At 34.7% G+C, this 15,643-nt stretch carries 18 protein-coding genes; 14 read left to right on the top strand and 4 right to left on the bottom strand.

All coding sequences use genetic code 11. The annotated features are described in order from the left end of the window. Positions 1–291: 291 nt before the first annotated feature. A complete protein-coding gene (locus C0T34_RS01645) occupies positions 292–516 on the bottom strand; it encodes a DUF2594 family protein (RefSeq protein WP_269669713.1) in 225 nt (74 codons plus the stop codon). Positions 517–791: 275 nt separating this feature from the next. On the opposite strand from C0T34_RS01645, the gene C0T34_RS01640 reads away from it, so the two are divergent. The 7 genes from C0T34_RS01640 (at position 792) to C0T34_RS01610 (ending at position 5,402) form a co-directional block, all read left to right on the top strand. Further along, entirely contained in the window at positions 792–1,676 is an 885-nt protein-coding gene (locus C0T34_RS01640) for an NAD(P)H-hydrate dehydratase (protein ID WP_109849593.1), read from the top strand. A gap of 142 nt (positions 1,677–1,818) precedes the next feature. Next, positions 1,819–2,247: a universal stress protein gene (locus tag C0T34_RS01635; RefSeq protein ID WP_075674297.1), complete on the top strand. Its 429-nt coding sequence runs from the start codon at positions 1,819–1,821 to the stop codon at positions 2,245–2,247. Between the two features lie 117 nt (positions 2,248–2,364). After that, positions 2,365–2,703, top strand: coding sequence for a hypothetical protein (locus C0T34_RS01630; protein ID WP_075674296.1), 339 nt, complete (start codon positions 2,365–2,367; stop codon positions 2,701–2,703). Between the two features lie 66 nt (positions 2,704–2,769). Further along, positions 2,770–3,207 carry a universal stress protein gene (locus C0T34_RS01625; protein ID WP_098942597.1) on the top strand — a complete coding sequence of 146 codons (438 nt, stop codon included), beginning with the start codon at positions 2,770–2,772 and terminating at the stop codon, positions 3,205–3,207. Between the two features lie 210 nt (positions 3,208–3,417). Then, the gene (locus tag C0T34_RS01620; RefSeq protein ID WP_098942598.1) at positions 3,418–3,831 is read left to right on the top strand and encodes a hypothetical protein; all 414 of its coding nucleotides are present in this window, start codon (positions 3,418–3,420) and stop codon (positions 3,829–3,831) included. A 303-nt stretch (positions 3,832–4,134) separates the two neighbouring features. After that, entirely contained in the window at positions 4,135–4,938 is an 804-nt protein-coding gene (locus C0T34_RS01615) for a threonine/serine exporter ThrE family protein (RefSeq protein WP_098942599.1), read from the top strand. After that, entirely contained in the window at positions 4,929–5,402 is a 474-nt protein-coding gene (locus C0T34_RS01610) for a threonine/serine exporter (protein ID WP_162556805.1), read from the top strand. The genes C0T34_RS01615 and C0T34_RS01610 overlap by 10 nt, the downstream gene beginning before the upstream one ends. Before the next feature lie 4 nt (positions 5,403–5,406). On the opposite strand, the gene C0T34_RS01605 is transcribed toward C0T34_RS01610, so the two are convergent. Further along, positions 5,407–5,589 carry a hypothetical protein gene (locus C0T34_RS01605; protein ID WP_036912881.1) on the bottom strand — a complete coding sequence of 61 codons (183 nt, stop codon included), beginning with the start codon at positions 5,587–5,589 and terminating at the stop codon, positions 5,407–5,409. Between the two features lie 253 nt (positions 5,590–5,842). Here C0T34_RS01605 and C0T34_RS01600 point away from each other — a divergent pair, with 253 nt between their 5' ends. Beyond that, entirely contained in the window at positions 5,843–6,826 is a 984-nt protein-coding gene (locus tag C0T34_RS01600) for an endonuclease (protein ID WP_098942601.1), read from the top strand. Positions 6,827–6,841: 15 nt separating this feature from the next. On the opposite strand, the gene C0T34_RS01595 is transcribed toward C0T34_RS01600, so the two are convergent. After that, positions 6,842–7,285 (bottom strand): isoprenylcysteine carboxylmethyltransferase family protein, encoded by a 444-nt coding sequence (locus C0T34_RS01595; protein ID WP_098942602.1) that lies wholly within the window; start codon positions 7,283–7,285, stop codon positions 6,842–6,844. Between the two features lie 350 nt (positions 7,286–7,635). Between C0T34_RS01595 and phoH the strand changes: the two genes are divergently transcribed. The 6 genes from phoH to C0T34_RS01565 all read left to right on the top strand — a co-directional run bounded on the left by phoH (position 7,636) and on the right by C0T34_RS01565 (position 14,554). After that, positions 7,636–8,421: a phosphate starvation-inducible protein PhoH gene (phoH, locus tag C0T34_RS01590; protein ID WP_098942603.1), complete on the top strand. Its 786-nt coding sequence runs from the start codon at positions 7,636–7,638 to the stop codon at positions 8,419–8,421. 464 nt (positions 8,422–8,885) lie between these two features. Continuing rightward, the gene (locus tag C0T34_RS01585; protein WP_075670953.1) at positions 8,886–9,476 is read left to right on the top strand and encodes a fimbrial protein; all 591 of its coding nucleotides are present in this window, start codon (positions 8,886–8,888) and stop codon (positions 9,474–9,476) included. Positions 9,477–9,523: 47 nt separating this feature from the next. Next, complete coding sequence (locus C0T34_RS01580) at positions 9,524–10,216, top strand: molecular chaperone (protein ID WP_098942604.1); 693 nt, start codon at positions 9,524–9,526, stop codon at positions 10,214–10,216. Between the two features lie 13 nt (positions 10,217–10,229). Then, positions 10,230–12,743 carry a fimbria/pilus outer membrane usher protein gene (locus tag C0T34_RS01575; protein WP_239450312.1) on the top strand — a complete coding sequence of 838 codons (2,514 nt, stop codon included), beginning with the start codon at positions 10,230–10,232 and terminating at the stop codon, positions 12,741–12,743. Positions 12,744–12,754: 11 nt separating this feature from the next. Beyond that, complete coding sequence (locus C0T34_RS01570; RefSeq protein ID WP_098942605.1) at positions 12,755–13,834, top strand: fimbrial protein; 1,080 nt, start codon at positions 12,755–12,757, stop codon at positions 13,832–13,834. Between the two features lie 12 nt (positions 13,835–13,846). Then, positions 13,847–14,554 (top strand): molecular chaperone, encoded by a 708-nt coding sequence (locus C0T34_RS01565; protein WP_138158014.1) that lies wholly within the window; start codon positions 13,847–13,849, stop codon positions 14,552–14,554. Positions 14,555–14,642: 88 nt separating this feature from the next. On the opposite strand, the gene C0T34_RS01560 is transcribed toward C0T34_RS01565, so the two are convergent. Further along, a complete protein-coding gene (locus tag C0T34_RS01560; RefSeq protein ID WP_098942606.1) occupies positions 14,643–15,488 on the bottom strand; it encodes a siderophore-interacting protein in 846 nt (281 codons plus the stop codon). Positions 15,489–15,643 lie beyond the last annotated feature (155 nt).

The following is a 15,643-nucleotide window of genomic DNA, read 5'->3' as shown; positions in this document are numbered from 1 at the left end:
ACAAAAAGAAGTTATTGATATAAATCCTTAGATGAAATTATCGAAAAGAAAGAAAACTCATTATCATTCAGGTGATATGAAAATAATTCAAATAGGAAAATCGAGGATGGGTAAAAGAGAAAAAAATCCCCTCTACAAGGATAGAGGGGTAGCTAAATGAATAAAGAATGGTTTATTTCGAGATTGAGTATATAGGAGATTTGAAACTAAATTTTGTTTATTTGTGCAGCACAAAAAGTTTAGAAAATAGAATAAAAATATGTGCAAGTACTTAACTCGAAAATAAACACATTATTGGCGATAGGCCGTCTTAATTTGGCTAATTGTATTACGGAATGTCTCTGCTTGTTTTTCGTCATCAACTTCTGCAATAGCACGTTCAATATTTAAAATAACGCGTCCAGCATCTGCTTGACCTAATGCTTTTAACATATAGGTGACTAATGTTTTTAAACAAGCCACTTCTTCTGCTAATGTTTCCACATCTGCTTGTGTTTTAAACTTCTCGTTCATTATCTACGTTCCTTTGTCTTTAATTTATAAATCATATCAGGCTAGGTCATTAGAATAGCAAAGTCTCAGCAAGGTATGAATAGTGATAATGAAAGCATTTTATCATATTGAAATTGTTAGCTTGATAAAGAGACAAAATAGTCAGTTATCCCATTTATTTGTTGAAATCACGCTATACTTTGAACGTTATGTTTTGAACGTTAATACAAACAGATGTGGTATGGCAATCATTGCCAGCAATAAGAAAAAATGCAGAAAAAGGAGGGAATGAAAATAATATGAATGAAGAACAACTATTACACGCGATCACTCATTATCCCGCACTTTATCAGCGCAAGTCAGGGAATACACATAAAGGAACATTTGGCACATTAGGCATTGTAGGTAGCGCAGAAGGAATGAGCGGCGCGATTGTATTAGCCGGTAAAAGTGCATTGAAAGCAGGGTGTGGAAAGGTATTTCTTGGTTTTGCTCAGCCACAACTTCCTGTTCCTTTTATTGATAGTGCGCTAGAGCTTATGCTCAAAACAGCACTGACATTGATGAATCAACAAGATATTTCTGCTTGGGCGGTTGGATGTGGATTAGGATTATCTGCAAATTCTGAAGAGATCTTATCAATAGCTTTGGCGCAACGTAATGAAAATATACCCTATGTTTTTGATGCAGATGCATTAGTGTTAATGGCTAAATTAAAATCAGAATTCTCACTTAATCAGCATTGTGTATTAACACCACACCCTAAAGAAGCCTCTATTTTGCTTAATTGCACGCTAAATGATATTCAAAATAATAGAGAAGAAGCGGCGAAAGAGATTGCGAAGCTTTATCATTGTTGGGCAATAATCAAAGGCCAAAATACTGTGGTGACATCTCCGAAAGGGGAAATCACAATTAATAAAACCGGTAATAGTGGATTATCAACCGCAGGGAGTGGTGATGTGCTAACAGGTGTTATGGGCAGTTTTTTGGCACAAGGAATGACAATGTCTGATGCAGTAAAAAGTGCGGTTTGGATACATGGAATGGCGGCGGATATGTTAGTTGAAAAAGGTATTGGGCCAATAGGATTAACTGCATCAGAATTGATTGATACTATCCGAAATATTCGCAATCAAATATGGACGTTAGCACAGCAACATAATGCAAACTATTTTGAATGATCACTTTTATTTTTTAGCTTAACGTATTAATAATTAAAGTAGGTTTATATTAAGATTAGGTTGTTTTTAGTTAATTCACTCACAGTAATCTTTTGGTTATTGCGATAGGATTAAGGCAAATGGAGAGTTGAGAGGAGTTATTATGTATAAAACGATTTTAGTGCCTATTGATATTGTGGAAGAAGAGTTAACCAGTAAAGCGGTACGACATGCGGTGTATTTAGCAAAAGAAACGGGAGCTAATTTACATTTAATTCATGTTCTTCCTATCTCTTCAGCAATCATTAATGCTTATTCATTGGGTTATCCAGAAATTAAAGATAAAGCGACAGTGAAAGCAGAGAATGATATGCAAATGTTGGTAGATTCGGTGGATTTACCTGCTGAAAAGGTCGCTTATACGGTTACTTTTGGCTCACCGCGTGATGAAATTTTAGTTACAGCAAAAGATATTCACGCAGACTTAATTGTGATTGGTTCACGTAGACCTAATATCAGCACTCATTTATTAGGCTCAACAGCTGCGGGTGTTGTTCGCTATGCTGAAATTTCAGTGTTAGTGGTTCGTTAATATATTACTAATATGCTATGAGTATTCCTCATAGCATATTTTTAATTTTTTTGCGTAGCTTATCTTATTTATTCAATAAGCCGTTTATCGAATAAACAGTCTAGAAAGTGGATAAGAATGGAAAAATTTACCCAAGAACTTTTAAGGCTTGATCATTTTATTCTACGCATCTTACGCTATTATGTAATAGGCTCTATTTTCTTTTTCTTAGGGTTATTACCCGGCGTATTAGGGTTTTATTTAATTGAAGGACATAGTTTTATGGAATCTTCATTAAATGCAATCTCTATGTTAAGTGGTCAACCGGTAGAGCCAGCACCTGCAACCCCAACAGGACGCTTTTTTATTGCAATTTATGGTTTATTTCTTCAGTGTGTTTTTATTTTATCAATTGGGCTTGTAGTGACACCTTTTATTCATCGACAATTGCATAAATGGCATCTTGAGGAAGATTAAATAAGCAAGCTGTGGGATTAACGCTACAATAATAAACAGACAATAATCTGATAATGAGGAGTTGCTATGTACAAGACAATTCTAGTACCTGTTGATATTTCAGAAGATGAGTTAACGACTAAAGCTTTACAACACGCTGTTTATATTGCTAAATTAGAAGGCGCAAAACTGCATCTTTTCCATGCCATTCCTGATATTTCACGTTTTTCTATTAGTTATAGCTACCATTATGACATGCTCAGCTCTTTTGCAAATAAAGCACTTGAGCGTGTACAAGAACAACTGCAAGAATTAGCTGATGGCATTGATTTGCCAAATGAACAAGTTGAATTTTCAGCCGTATTTGGTTCTGCAAGAGATAAAGTTTTAGAACTCGCTGAAAAAATTCATGCAGATTTAATAGTAATAGGTTCCCGTCGTCCTAGTATTTCAACACACCTATTAGGTTCAAATGCATCAGGTATTGTCGCTTATGCTAAGCAATCTGTTTTAGTTGTTCGTTAAAATTTTTATAAAAGTTAGAAAATAGTATGCGACCCCTAGATCTCGATTTAGGGGTTTTTTATTTTTAAATTTAAGCATTGTCATTTTAAATTGATATGTGAGTACGATTGCTTATTAATGCGGTTTTATTTTAAATACTCGGATCCTTATTAATTGAGAATGATAGTCATTCTAGAGTAGAGCGATTATTATTAATTAGAGATGAGTATTATGTTGAATAATAAAACTTTTACCGTTATGGATGTTGAGCAATTTCCTGTTATTACGATGAAAATATTTCCAGAAACACTGGAAGATGCCAATAACTGGACTGCTGAAATGGATATTGTATTAAACGAAAAAAGAAAATTTGTTCTGGTTTACCCTTCCATCAATAAAAAGGACAAAGAGCATAAAAAAGAAGATATGGAAGGGATAAAGGCGGTTAGACGTTGGCTTAAAGCGGGGAAAGCGCTTCTTAGTGAATATTGTGCAGGTATGATAATGACCACTGATCCACAAAAAAATGATAAAGAGCAACTGCTACAACTCTCTTCTGTTATTTCTGCGGTTTATGGTGTTCCGGTATTCGTTGCAGAAACTCTGGGTGAGTCTTATATCCAAGCTAATGAATTGGTGAAGTAATTAAATCTTATTAATTTTTTTAATTAAATTAGTTTATAAAGCACTTGTATGAGTGCTTTCTTTATTAAAATAGTGATTGCTATTTGATGATGTGAGTTAAAAATAAGGATCGATATTTAATCATTGTACTGTAACTTTCTATAACAATATTTATGACCATCCATCTATAACATTGATCTGCCTACAGCCTTAAATATTTTATTTGTTCATAATAGTATTGAAAGATAATAGAGCGAGAAACGAGCTATGCTGATAAACTTTATATTAGCAGTGGCTTGTTTTTGATTAAAACTAAGGCATAGTATGGATAATGAGATAATGGCGGACTGCACTGCCATTTCACAAGATAAACAGCGTGAAATTACCAAGTTATGTATTCAAACTGCGTTATTGTTATTGCAACATGGTGCAGAAAGTATGCTGGTTGAACAGCTTTCAACCCGCCTAGGTTTAGCTTTAGGTGTACATCAAGTCGAAAGTGCAATTTCTGCTAATGCAGTGGTATTAACTACGATTGTTAATGGGCATTGCCAAACTTCAACACGTAAGATTGTCGATCGCGGTATTAATATGCATGTTGTGACAGAAGTTCAGCATATTGTTATTTTGGTCGAACATCACCTTGCAGATATTCATGAAGCAAGAAAACGCTTTGAGCATATAAAACCATTACGTTATCCACGTTGGGTGATCATTTTTATGGTTGCCTTATCTTGTGGCTGTTTCTCTAAATTAAATGGTGGTAATTGGGATGGCTTTTTAGTTTCTGCCATTGGTGGTGGTCTTGGTATGTTTGTTCGCCAAGCATTAACACATCGCCAAATGAACCCATTAATTAATTTCTGTATTACTGCATTTGTGGCAACTTCAGTCTCAGGTCTATTATTAAAGCTCTCTTATTTTCAAACCACTGCGACTATTTCAATGGCAGCCAGCGTTTTATTACTTGTTCCCGGATTTCCTTTAATTAATGCTGTTGCTGATATGTTTAAAGGGCACGTTAATACAGGCTTAGCGCGTTGGGCAATGGCAACAATGTTAACTTTAGCCACCTGTTTAGGGGTTATTTTGGCTATGGCAGTATGGGGGTTAAGAGATTGGGCATAATAACGATACTTTTCACCCTAATTGAAGATATGATCTTAGCAGCTATTCCCGCAGTAGGTTTTGCAATGGTATTTAATGTACCTTCAAGGGCATTAAAATATTGTGCGCTATTAGGAGCAATAGGACACGGCTCTCGTACTGTTTTAGTAATGAGCGGGATGAATATAGAATGGGCAAGTTTTTGTGCCGCTATTTTAGTGGGTTGCATTGGTATTCAATGGTCACGCTGGTGGCTTGCACACCCTAAAGTCTTTACTGTTGCCGCGGTTATTCCGATGTTCCCCGGAATAAATGCATATATAGCGATGATCTCAGTGGTGAAGTTAACGCAAATTGGTTATAGCGCGGAAATTTTTGAAGCTTTAGTTACTAATTTCCTTAAAGCTTCATTTATTGTCGGTGCGCTCTCTATCGGGCTATCCTTGCCGGGATTATGGTTATATCGCAAGCGTCCGAGTGTATAATGACTTACATCGCGTGCTGTAATGAATTTAATGTAATATCCAGTTCATTTTTATCAGAAATAATAATTTGAATTCGTAATTTATTCTCAGATTCTAAACTAGCATGCGCTTTAACATCTTCGTTATTCGCATGCTTTTTTGTTATCTCGACTAATTCGTCCATCAAATTCAGCATATTCTCATTCATTTTTAAATTTCTCCAAATCATTGATGGACTAAACCATAGCAAATCCCTTTTGCGTTAATGTCGAGAATAACGGCTTTTTCTATCACCATTCACGCTTATTGTTTTATTTTTTATATAAAAAATAGCAAGAAAGATTGCCCAAAATAAATAAAAAAAAGGTAAGATTAGGCTAAATAAAAATAAGATTATCAGTTGGTTATTAAAGATAATTCTTATTGGGTTTAATAAAACAAAGAGTAAGGCAGATACCACTTTGAGAAAAATATTACACTATACCGCGGTTGTGTTGGGTTTATTTTTTATTACGCTAAATGTTCAAGCGCAAGCCCCTGAGAATTTTACAAAAGCGAAAGAGATAGCAAAAGAACGTATTTATTATGATCAAAATCAAAAGTCACAAGGCACTATTTATTGTGGTTGTGATTGGGAATGGGTTGGTAAATCTGGTGGACGTGTTAATTTAGCCAGTTGTGGTTATAAAGTCAGAACCCAACAAACAAGAGCAGAACGTATTGAGTGGGAGCATATTGTTCCTGCATGGGTTTTTGGTCATCAACGCCAATGTTGGCAAAATGGAGGCAGAACTAATTGTGTGAAAAACGATCCTGTATTTGGCAAAATTGAAGCTGATTTACACAATTTAGCGCCATCTATTGGTGAAGTTAATGGGGATCGTAGCAATTTTAGTTTTGGACAATTACCTGCACAAGCACCTTATCAATATGGTCAATGCCGTAGCCGTGTTGACTTTGCGTCACGTACTTTTGAACCTCGTAATGAAGTTAAGGGGCAAGTAGCAAGGGTTTATTTCTACTTGCATGATCGCTATAACCTCTCTATGTCACGCCAACAACAACAGTTATTAATGGCTTGGGATAATGCTTATCCACCAACAGCATGGGAAAAAGAACGTGATAACCGTATTGCTCGTATTGTTGGATATCATAATCCGTTTGTGACGGGTGAAGTGAAGTGGCAATTAGGACATAAAAATAGCGGTGCCGGATTATCTGCAACAAATAGTGCACCAGCCACTAAAGCTAAAACTGAAACGCCTAAACAAGTAAATACATTACAATCTGAAGATATTAAAGGTAATGTTAATAGCAAGATCTACCATTTTGCACATTGTTCTGGCTATAAAACAATGTCAGATAAAAATGCGATTTTGTTTAAAACAGAAAGTGAGGCCATTAAGGCAGGTTACCGTTTAGCTAATAACTGTAAACAGCCTTAATCGTAATTATTTAGGTCACATCCAACGACGAACGTGGCGACAATATTGTTGCCACGCTTGTGGAAATAATTCACTTAAGATTTTCTCTTCACGTACTATCGTATAGCGATCAGTAATAAAGTAAAACGCAATTGCAGCTCCTAAAAACCCCCAATTACCAAAAATAAAAAATAACCCGATACTAATATCTAAAAAACCAAGATACATAGGATTGCGACTTATTTTATAAGGACCTCTTGTCACTAATTGTCGAGGTGTGTGATTGGGATTAGGAGACGTTTTTTGTTTAATAAAAAAGGAGAGGCTATAAAAAAGCCAGATCCCAGAAGTCGTAATGGTGAGTAAACCGAGATAAAAAAAGAAGCCCATTTTAAGAGAGCCAGAGTGAAGTTCAAAACCAATAAATGGAATGAGGTTAAGTAGTAACCAATAAATAAAAGGCAATCGTAAGAAATTCATTTATTCCCCCCAAAATAACACTTATTGTTATTTTTATGTTAAGTCCATCTCGTTATAAATCATCTCAGTATTGAAAATATTTTTATTTTGTCATTATACTGTCATAAAGCTTCGTTAATTTTCACTCTAACTCCATGATGGGGAATATGAATGACAGAAGCAATGGAAATATCTCGTTACTCACAGAAAACCGGCAACAACCGTTCATTGATGTTTAATGTTCAGGATTGTGACCGGTTTTTTTGTTTTCTGCGACTAAATAGAGTCTGAAGGGGGCTCACCGGTAAGTGAATGGAATAAAAACAGAGATGTCGATGACTTTTTGAAGACTAACAAGGGTAAATACCACTATGAGTAGACAAAAAGCAACAACACGTTTACGCCGAGAAAATAAACGCACCTCACGTAAAGAACAACGTAATGGGGCACATCGAGATAATGTTATGGTTTTACCGGGATTTGGGGATATTGATACCATTGGCATGGCGAGAGAAAAACGTGATGAACGTGTGTTATGTTCTCGCAACGAAGCACAGCGCCAATATATGAATGCAATTAAGCATCAAAATCTTATTTTTGCCACAGGAGAAGCTGGCTGTGGTAAAACCTTTCTTAGTGCCGCAATGGCTGCCGATGCTTTAATTAATAAAGAAATAGAACGTATTATTGTTACTCGACCAGTGTTGCAGGCAGATGAAGATCTCGGTTTCTTACCCGGCGATATTGCTGAAAAATTCGCACCATATTTTCGTCCGGTCTATGACGTATTAGTGAAACGCTTAGGTGCTTCATTTTTACAATATTGTTTACGACCTGAAATCGGTAAAGTTGAAATTGCACCTTTCGCTTATATGCGAGGGCGTACTTTTGAAAATGCATTTGTTATTCTAGATGAAGCGCAGAATGTTACGGTAAATCAAATGAAATTATTTCTAACCAGAATGGGCGAAAATGTCACCGTTGTGGTTAATGGTGATATTACCCAGTGTGATTTACCTGCTAATGTATCGTCTGGATTAGCGGATGCCCTGATTCGATTTGAAGCTAATAATCGAATAGGCGTGATTAAATTTATGCAAGAAGATTGTGTGCGCTCTACATTATGCCAGCATGTATTAGCTGCTTATAATGATTAAATAGAGTATGGGTATTTTTGTATGAAATTAAAAAGGTCACATATTAATGTGGCCTTTCTCTTTATTTATTTTTAATTTTATTCTATATGATTTGTCTTTTTTATTAAATATGGGGTATTTGATTTGAATAAAAAATTCCAAAGTGAAGTAATTTGTCCATGAGTATTCTTTTTTCGATTGGTTATTAATAAATTAATTGTTATTGTTCTTTTGTTTATAATATTTCAATTAAATAATGATATTGAAATATAAATACATTTATATATTAACTAATAGTCCACTTACTCACTTAATTAAATTTGACTTAAGTCACGTATTTTAAAAAATAGATAAATTTATTTGTTGGTTTTTAAAGTTATGACTAATATCAAATTGACTAGGATTTTTTGTTACCTCTAGTTAATGATGGCAATAATAGAATCTTATTTTTGCTAATTAAATATTTATCTATTTTGGAGTTATATATGTTTAAAAATAAACTCCCACTGTCATTATTATCAGTGGCTATATTGTCGTCGTCGGCATTTGCCGCAACCAACAGCGCAGGGGGGATCATTTCTTTCTCTGGTGCTATTAGTGATACCACCTGTACAATTAATGGGGGAAATAGTGCGGACTTTTCTATTCTATTAGATCCTATTACCGTAACGGATGCTGGAACAACGGCAAATACTGTTATTGCCAAAAATCAAAAAGAGTTTGCTTTGACATTCTCTGATTGTGCTCCTGCATCTACTCCAAGTGGAAGTAATTTAAAGATACATTTCTCATCTGCAAATACTATTTCAACAAGTGGATTATATTTGGTTAATGATACTTCGAATGAAAATGATCCATTAGTTGCAAAAAACGTCGGCTTTAGTTTATCAACACCTGCTGCACCAACCGTTGCTATACCACTAAATGCCACCTTTGATACAGGTATTAAAGGCGATAAAACAGCGCCAGATTCAGATACTCTACGCTTAATTGCCAGTTACTATAAAACAAATGCAACAGCGGCTAAAACAGGGCCAGTACACTCTAACGTTATTTATACAGTATCTTATTTATAATATAAAAAGCCAGACTCAATGGGTCTGGCTTTTTTGGGGTGGTTATAATGAAAAAATTAATATTCCTTTTAATTATCTTGATATTACCCTCGACTGTATTAGCCAATATCATTATCAATGGTACTCGCGTTATTTATTATGAAAGCGTTGATAGTGTTAATATCCAATTGACGAATAATGGTGATTTAGCTTCTTTGGTACAAAGTTGGATAGATGATGGAGATGTGGATTCGACACCAGAAAATGCAAATTCACCTTTTTATTTATATCCACCAATTGTCAAAATAGCAGGAAGACAAGGGCAAACTCTAAGAATAAAAAATTCCGATGAAAAACAGATAAGTAATGTTGAAAAAGTCTATTATTTAAATGTATTAGATATTCCTGAAAATGCACAAGCACTAAAAGGAAAAAGCTATTTACAATTGGCGATGAAAACAAGAATTAAAGTTTTCTATCGTCCTACCGCATTAACAGATGATCCTGAATTAGTGAATGAAAAAATAACTTATCAATTAAATGGTAATAAGGTTTTAGTTAAAAATAACTCACAATATCATTTCACTATAGCTTCGATTTCTACTGAAGAAATGCCACGTATTACTCTTGCTGATTCTGAAATGATCCCACCGTTATCTTCTCGTGAGTTACCATTAATTAATAAATTAAAAAATAATTCTGTTGTTGTTGTTTATGTTGATGATTTTGGTGTTTATAAATCACAAAATATTAAACTCTAATCGAGATAACATCGTGAATAATCCAAGATATCTCTCAATCCTCATTTTTTTAGGAATACAAAATTATACTCAAAATCTGTATGCAGAGGGATTTGATACATCTTTACTTGTTGGAAATTCAAAGAATGGAGATATTTCACGATTTTATATTGACGACAAAATTCCTGAAGGAAAACAACTTGTCGATGTTTATGTCAATCAAGTATGGAAAGGACAATTTGAAATAAATGTAATAGGTGAACACGCAGAGATTAGTTTTGAAACCGTGGATGTAAATAAACTTGGTTTAAATTTATCTCTATCTGCGAAACAAAAAATTGCACAGCAAAAAACAATACTATCAAATGAATTGGCAAAAGGTGTGACGTCGGCATTAGATATTAATAAATTAAGGCTTGATATTAATGCTCCTCAGATTTCAGTGAAACAATCAGAGGTAGGGTATGTTGATCCAAGTTATTGGCAACAAGGTATTTCAGCTCTGATTTTATCTTATAATTTAAACTACTATAACTATAAAGAAAAAAAAGGAAGTAAAAGCAATAACGAGAGTTTTTTTGCCAATATTAATTCAGGTGTGAATTTAGGCGCATGGCAGTTTAGAGATGAATCTAACTACTCTTATTATTCTCACGGCAAAAGCCAATGGAAAAACAATACGCGCTATGTTTATAAGGCATTTAGCCAAATAACTTCAGGATTAACAATTGGCGATTTTTATACGCCAATGGCGCTTTTTACCAGTATTCCATTTAGAGGGGCGTCACTGGCAACAGAAATGGGTATGCTCCCTAATTCGAGTCAAGGATTCGCGCCCATTATTCGTGGTGTTGCACAGACGAATGCGCTAGTGAGTGTTTATCAAAATGAAAATCTAGTTTTTCAAGAAAATGTGCCTCCGGGTGAATTTTCCTTTCGAGATATTCAACCTACTGCGGGAGGTGGTGATCTCTTAGTGGTTATTCAAGAAGCAGATGGGAGAAGGAGATCTTTCACTGTCCCGTTTTCAGCTGTTCCTGATATGTTAAAAGAAGATGTTTATCGTTATAACGTAACGTTAGGTGAATCACGAGTTAGTAATACAAATTATCGGCCTAAATTTGCACAAGGTGAGTTTCATTATGGTCTTAATAATTTAGTTACTGTTTATGCGGGCGGTATTGTCAGTGAAGATTATTACTCCGCATTGATAGGTAGTGGTTGGAATTTTAAATTTGGGGCAATTTCAGCAGATATAACACATGCAACGGCAGATTTACAGACAGGTAAAAAAACAGGGCAAAGTTTTCGGCTTGCTTATAGTAAATATATGGATGCGACATTAACCAATTTAACATTGGCTGCTTATCGTTATTCTACTCGTGATTATTATAGTTTTGTAGATTCAATTTACGCTCATGACAACTATAAAGCTTGGAAAGACTATCAAAATGATATTGCTCAACAGCAAAATAATAATAATGCAGTATCTGATCTTGATTTATCAACGTTTGATGCACTACGAGGTTCTAGAGCAAAAAATACGTTTACCATAAATCTTAATCAATATTTGGGTGGTCAGCGTGGTGTTGTTTTTCTTTCAGGGACACATCGAAACTATTGGAATACAGATGAGAGTAATCGCGAGTATCAGTTAGGCTATTCAAATAATTATAAAGATATTGCGTATAATCTTTCTGTTTCAAAGTTAAGAAATTACGATAATAAAGAAGAGACTCGTTATTATTTTAATATTAGTGTGCCGATTTCATTTTTTGATAAAAGAGCCAATATTAATACTTCAATTTATGCGGCTGATTCACGTTACCAGCAATCTACAATTAGTATGAGTGGAACAGCAGGTAAAGATGACCTAGTTAATTATACTTTAACAGGTTCAAATCAAACGGGTGGAAATAATTTAGTCGGCGCAAATGTGAGTTATCGTCATCCATATAGCACATTATCTGCATCTTATACGGAAGCAAATAATTATCGCCAGGGAGGATTAGGCGCTAGAGGAACAGTTGTTGCCGTACCTAATCATATTGTTTTTTCAGGTAATACAGGGAATACCTATACTCTTATCGAAGCACCTATGGCCAATAATATGATGGTTAATGGAAATAAAGCCACATTAACCAATAATCAAGGGATAGTATTAGTGCCTAATAGTATCCCATATCGTACAAATAATTATACTTTAACAAATACAGAAATACCTTCAAATGCTGAGCTTGTTGGAAATACAACCCAGGTTACTCCGTATTTAGGCGCAGTTAATTACCTCACATTAACAACGGATAAACGTAAGACATTTATTATTAAAGCATCTTTAGAAAATAATGAAAGTTTACCTTTCGGTACAGAAGTTTTAAATAATAAAAAAGAAAGTATTGGTTATGTCGGACAATCAAGTGTGCTTTATTTAAAAAGTGATGAGTTACCTTCTTCAATCTTTATAAAATTAAATAAAGCTGAAAAAATGGAATGTGTTGTGGAGCATTTAATAAATACGATGGATAAAAATAGTAATATTTGTCGATAAAGGAAAGCGCTATGAAATCACCAGCTTTTATATTTATAATTTTATTAGGTGCGATAAGCCAACAGGCAATTGCTAACTGTAAACCTGAGGACACTATTACGGCACCCAATATTAACTTTGATTTATCTGCAGATTTAAATGCAGCTTCAACAACTGTAACAAAAACGAGTAGAACAATATTTCCGGGTACCTTTAAATGTAATGCAAGAGGGGTATTATTTCCTAATACTGTGGGTATTGCCTCACCTTTTAATGATGGTCGAACGGGAACAATTGGTTTTAATGGTGGGAAGCAGTTTGTCTCTATTACATTAACAGCATTAGAAAAAGATAATGTAACGAATATTTCAGCGGGAACACACCCTGCATCAGATTTAGATACTAATTTCACCTTAAAATTTACGTTATTGAGTAGTAAACCCTCGACCAATTATAAAGAGGTGAGTGGAAGTACAGCGGTTGTTAATCCTGTTATTTTAGCGTCAGATGCATCGAGTGTTGGGTTAGTTCAGTGGTTACTTAATATTGTTATTAAACTTGTGCAATTCTTATTAACGTGGCAATGGCCAGTTGATCAAAATGATATTTTCTTACAACCAATGCTAATTACTTATAATCCTGTAATGACAACCTGTAATTTTTCTAATGCGGGTTTAGTTGTTTCATTGCCATTAATCAGTGTAAAAGATGCAAAAACGGTAGATAAAGCAGGATACACACCTTTTACATTAAATTTTACGTGCCAAGACTTTTTAAGTGGCTCAAAAACGTCTAGAAATATTAAGATGTTTTTATCAAGCCAAAATTTATTGGCGACAGATAAAACTATATTAACTAATACAACAGCGCAAGGTGCAGGGGGGATCGGGTTCCGTGTAGTAAAAAGCGATAATATCAATAGCCCCGTTATTTTTTCTGACAATATTAATTCTCAAGGTAGTGCGACCAGTATTTTCAGTGTTAATCAAGGTGGCAACTTATCCTCTGCATTTTCGATAAATATGGGGGCTTATTACTATCCTTATAATGCTAATTCAGTCACTCAAGGAAAAATAACAAGCACAGCGACATTAGTAATGTCTTATGACTAAAGAGCGTATCTAATGAAAAAAATAATGAATGCTACTTTTATTTTATTTTTTATGCTTATAACATCGACAACAAAAGCGAGTGTAGTACTTGAACGTACACGTCTAATTTTTCCTATGGACAAATTAACACTGTCATTGCAAATTTTTAATCGCAGTGAACAACCAACATTAGTCCAATCTTGGATAGATGATGGTGATATTGCATCAACCCCTGAGACAACAACGGCTCCTTTTATTGTTATCCCTCCCATAATGAAAGTTTCCTCTAATGGAGGAGCACAATTAAAAATACAACAATTAGACAATAAGTTGCCTCAAGATAGAGAGTCTATTTTTTATCTTAATGTGCTTGATATTCCGCCTAAACCTAACAGTGGTGAAAATACAAATACGTTGCAATTAGCATTACAAACTCGTATTAAGCTTTTTTACCGCCCTAAACAACTCGAGTTAACGAGTAACGCTATTTTTAAACAGATTGAGATTACAAAGGAACAGCAGAATTTAGAGATTAGTAATTCTTCAGCTTATTTTTTTACGATTTCCAAAATATATACACAAGAGAATAAAGAGCAATCTTTAATTCAGGCCACAATGATAGCGCCGTTTTCAAAACAAAAAATTGAATATAAAGGGCAAGTTGATACCAATCAAGTCATTACCGTCATCTATATAGATGATGATGGAAATTATCAGCAAGATAAGAAGAATATACATTGATTACATTTTTATAATAAAAAAGGCTGCATATTATTGAAGTATTTAATATGCAGCCTGTACAGCCAACGCTTGATCTTTACTTTATTACTTAGCTTATGTCTTCGTTATCCATAACATGATGACGTTCAGCGTGATAGCCTTCTTCGTCATAACCAAAACGCCAATAAGGAATGGCATAAATCAAACTACGATCGTAACCGTTATCACGGCGAATATGGCGTCTTAATGCACGAATAATTTTGTCTTCACCTGCAATCCAAAATGCCACATCTTCAGCAGGCAATTCCCATGACACAAATTCATTAATTAAGTTCTGAGTTTGTTCTTCTACTGAGCCAATCAACCAGATTATCTCTAAGCCACTAGGGTGTTTAATTTCTTGGCGATGCGTTTCGTCTTCTACTCGTATAACAACTTTTCCTTGAACATTAGGCTGCATGGTTTCAATTAAAGCCATTAAAGCAGGTAATGAACTTGGGTCGGCTGCCATATAGTAATGTGACGCAGGTGCTAATAAAGGATCAGGGCCACCCGGATTAGTGATCCCAATATAGTCGCCTTGCTTAGCATTTAGCGCGAAATGAATAGCAGGGCCTACATCGTCATGTACGGCAAATTCAATATCTAACTCTTTTTGCTCAGGACGAATAGCACGAACACTATAAGTACGTACAATCGATCTTGGTTCGTCTTCAGGCCATTTAGGACCTTTTTCAGAAAAGCCTGGTACAGTAGGTTTAACTTGGCCTTCTAAAGGTAAGAATATTTTTAAATGTGCTCCCGCAGTATCTGCTGGGTAAGTATCTAAATCATCACTCGTAAAGGTGATACAACGCATTCCCGGTGTAACATCAGTAATACGTTTTACTTGAACTAGGCGAGGAGGCGCTGGTTTATAAATATTTTTTTCTTGAGGTGTTTTTTGGTTACTCACGTTTTTTTACCTGACTCATTTAATTGTTTTATTGACGTAGATATTATCATTTTCAATTAATAATGATAGTCATTATCAAAATTAACATTGATTTAGTAAAGGAAAGCGTATTTTTTACTTATATTGTGTGACTAAGTTCAAAATCACAACAAAGA

The sequence above is a fragment of the Proteus sp. CA142267 genome (assembly GCF_003336825.1).
GTDB classification, from domain to species: domain Bacteria; phylum Pseudomonadota; class Gammaproteobacteria; order Enterobacterales; family Enterobacteriaceae; genus Proteus; species Proteus terrae.
Note: the sequence above shows the minus strand (reverse complement) of the source record. Positions and strands in the feature narration are given on the sequence as shown.

Excerpts from the sequence above, each read along its gene's own strand:
- C0T34_RS01640 (WP_109849593.1), top strand. The coding sequence starts at position 792 with ATGAATGAAGAACAACTATTACACGCGATCACTCATTATCCCGCACTT.
- C0T34_RS01635 (WP_075674297.1), top strand. The coding sequence starts at position 1,819 with ATGTATAAAACGATTTTAGTGCCTATTGATATTGTGGAAGAAGAGTTA.
- C0T34_RS01630 (WP_075674296.1), top strand. The coding sequence starts at position 2,365 with ATGGAAAAATTTACCCAAGAACTTTTAAGGCTTGATCATTTTATTCTA.
- C0T34_RS01625 (WP_098942597.1), top strand. The coding sequence starts at position 2,770 with ATGTACAAGACAATTCTAGTACCTGTTGATATTTCAGAAGATGAGTTA.
- C0T34_RS01620 (WP_098942598.1), top strand. The coding sequence starts at position 3,418 with ATGTTGAATAATAAAACTTTTACCGTTATGGATGTTGAGCAATTTCCT.
- C0T34_RS01615 (WP_098942599.1), top strand. The coding sequence starts at position 4,135 with ATGGATAATGAGATAATGGCGGACTGCACTGCCATTTCACAAGATAAA.
- C0T34_RS01605 (WP_036912881.1), bottom strand. The coding sequence starts at position 5,589 with ATGAATGAGAATATGCTGAATTTGATGGACGAATTAGTCGAGATAACA.
- C0T34_RS01595 (WP_098942602.1), bottom strand. The coding sequence starts at position 7,285 with ATGAATTTCTTACGATTGCCTTTTATTTATTGGTTACTACTTAACCTC.
- phoH (WP_098942603.1), top strand. The coding sequence starts at position 7,636 with ATGAGTAGACAAAAAGCAACAACACGTTTACGCCGAGAAAATAAACGC.
- C0T34_RS01585 (WP_075670953.1), top strand. The coding sequence starts at position 8,886 with ATGTTTAAAAATAAACTCCCACTGTCATTATTATCAGTGGCTATATTG.
- C0T34_RS01580 (WP_098942604.1), top strand. The coding sequence starts at position 9,524 with ATGAAAAAATTAATATTCCTTTTAATTATCTTGATATTACCCTCGACT.
- C0T34_RS01570 (WP_098942605.1), top strand. The coding sequence starts at position 12,755 with ATGAAATCACCAGCTTTTATATTTATAATTTTATTAGGTGCGATAAGC.
- C0T34_RS01565 (WP_138158014.1), top strand. The coding sequence starts at position 13,847 with ATGAAAAAAATAATGAATGCTACTTTTATTTTATTTTTTATGCTTATA.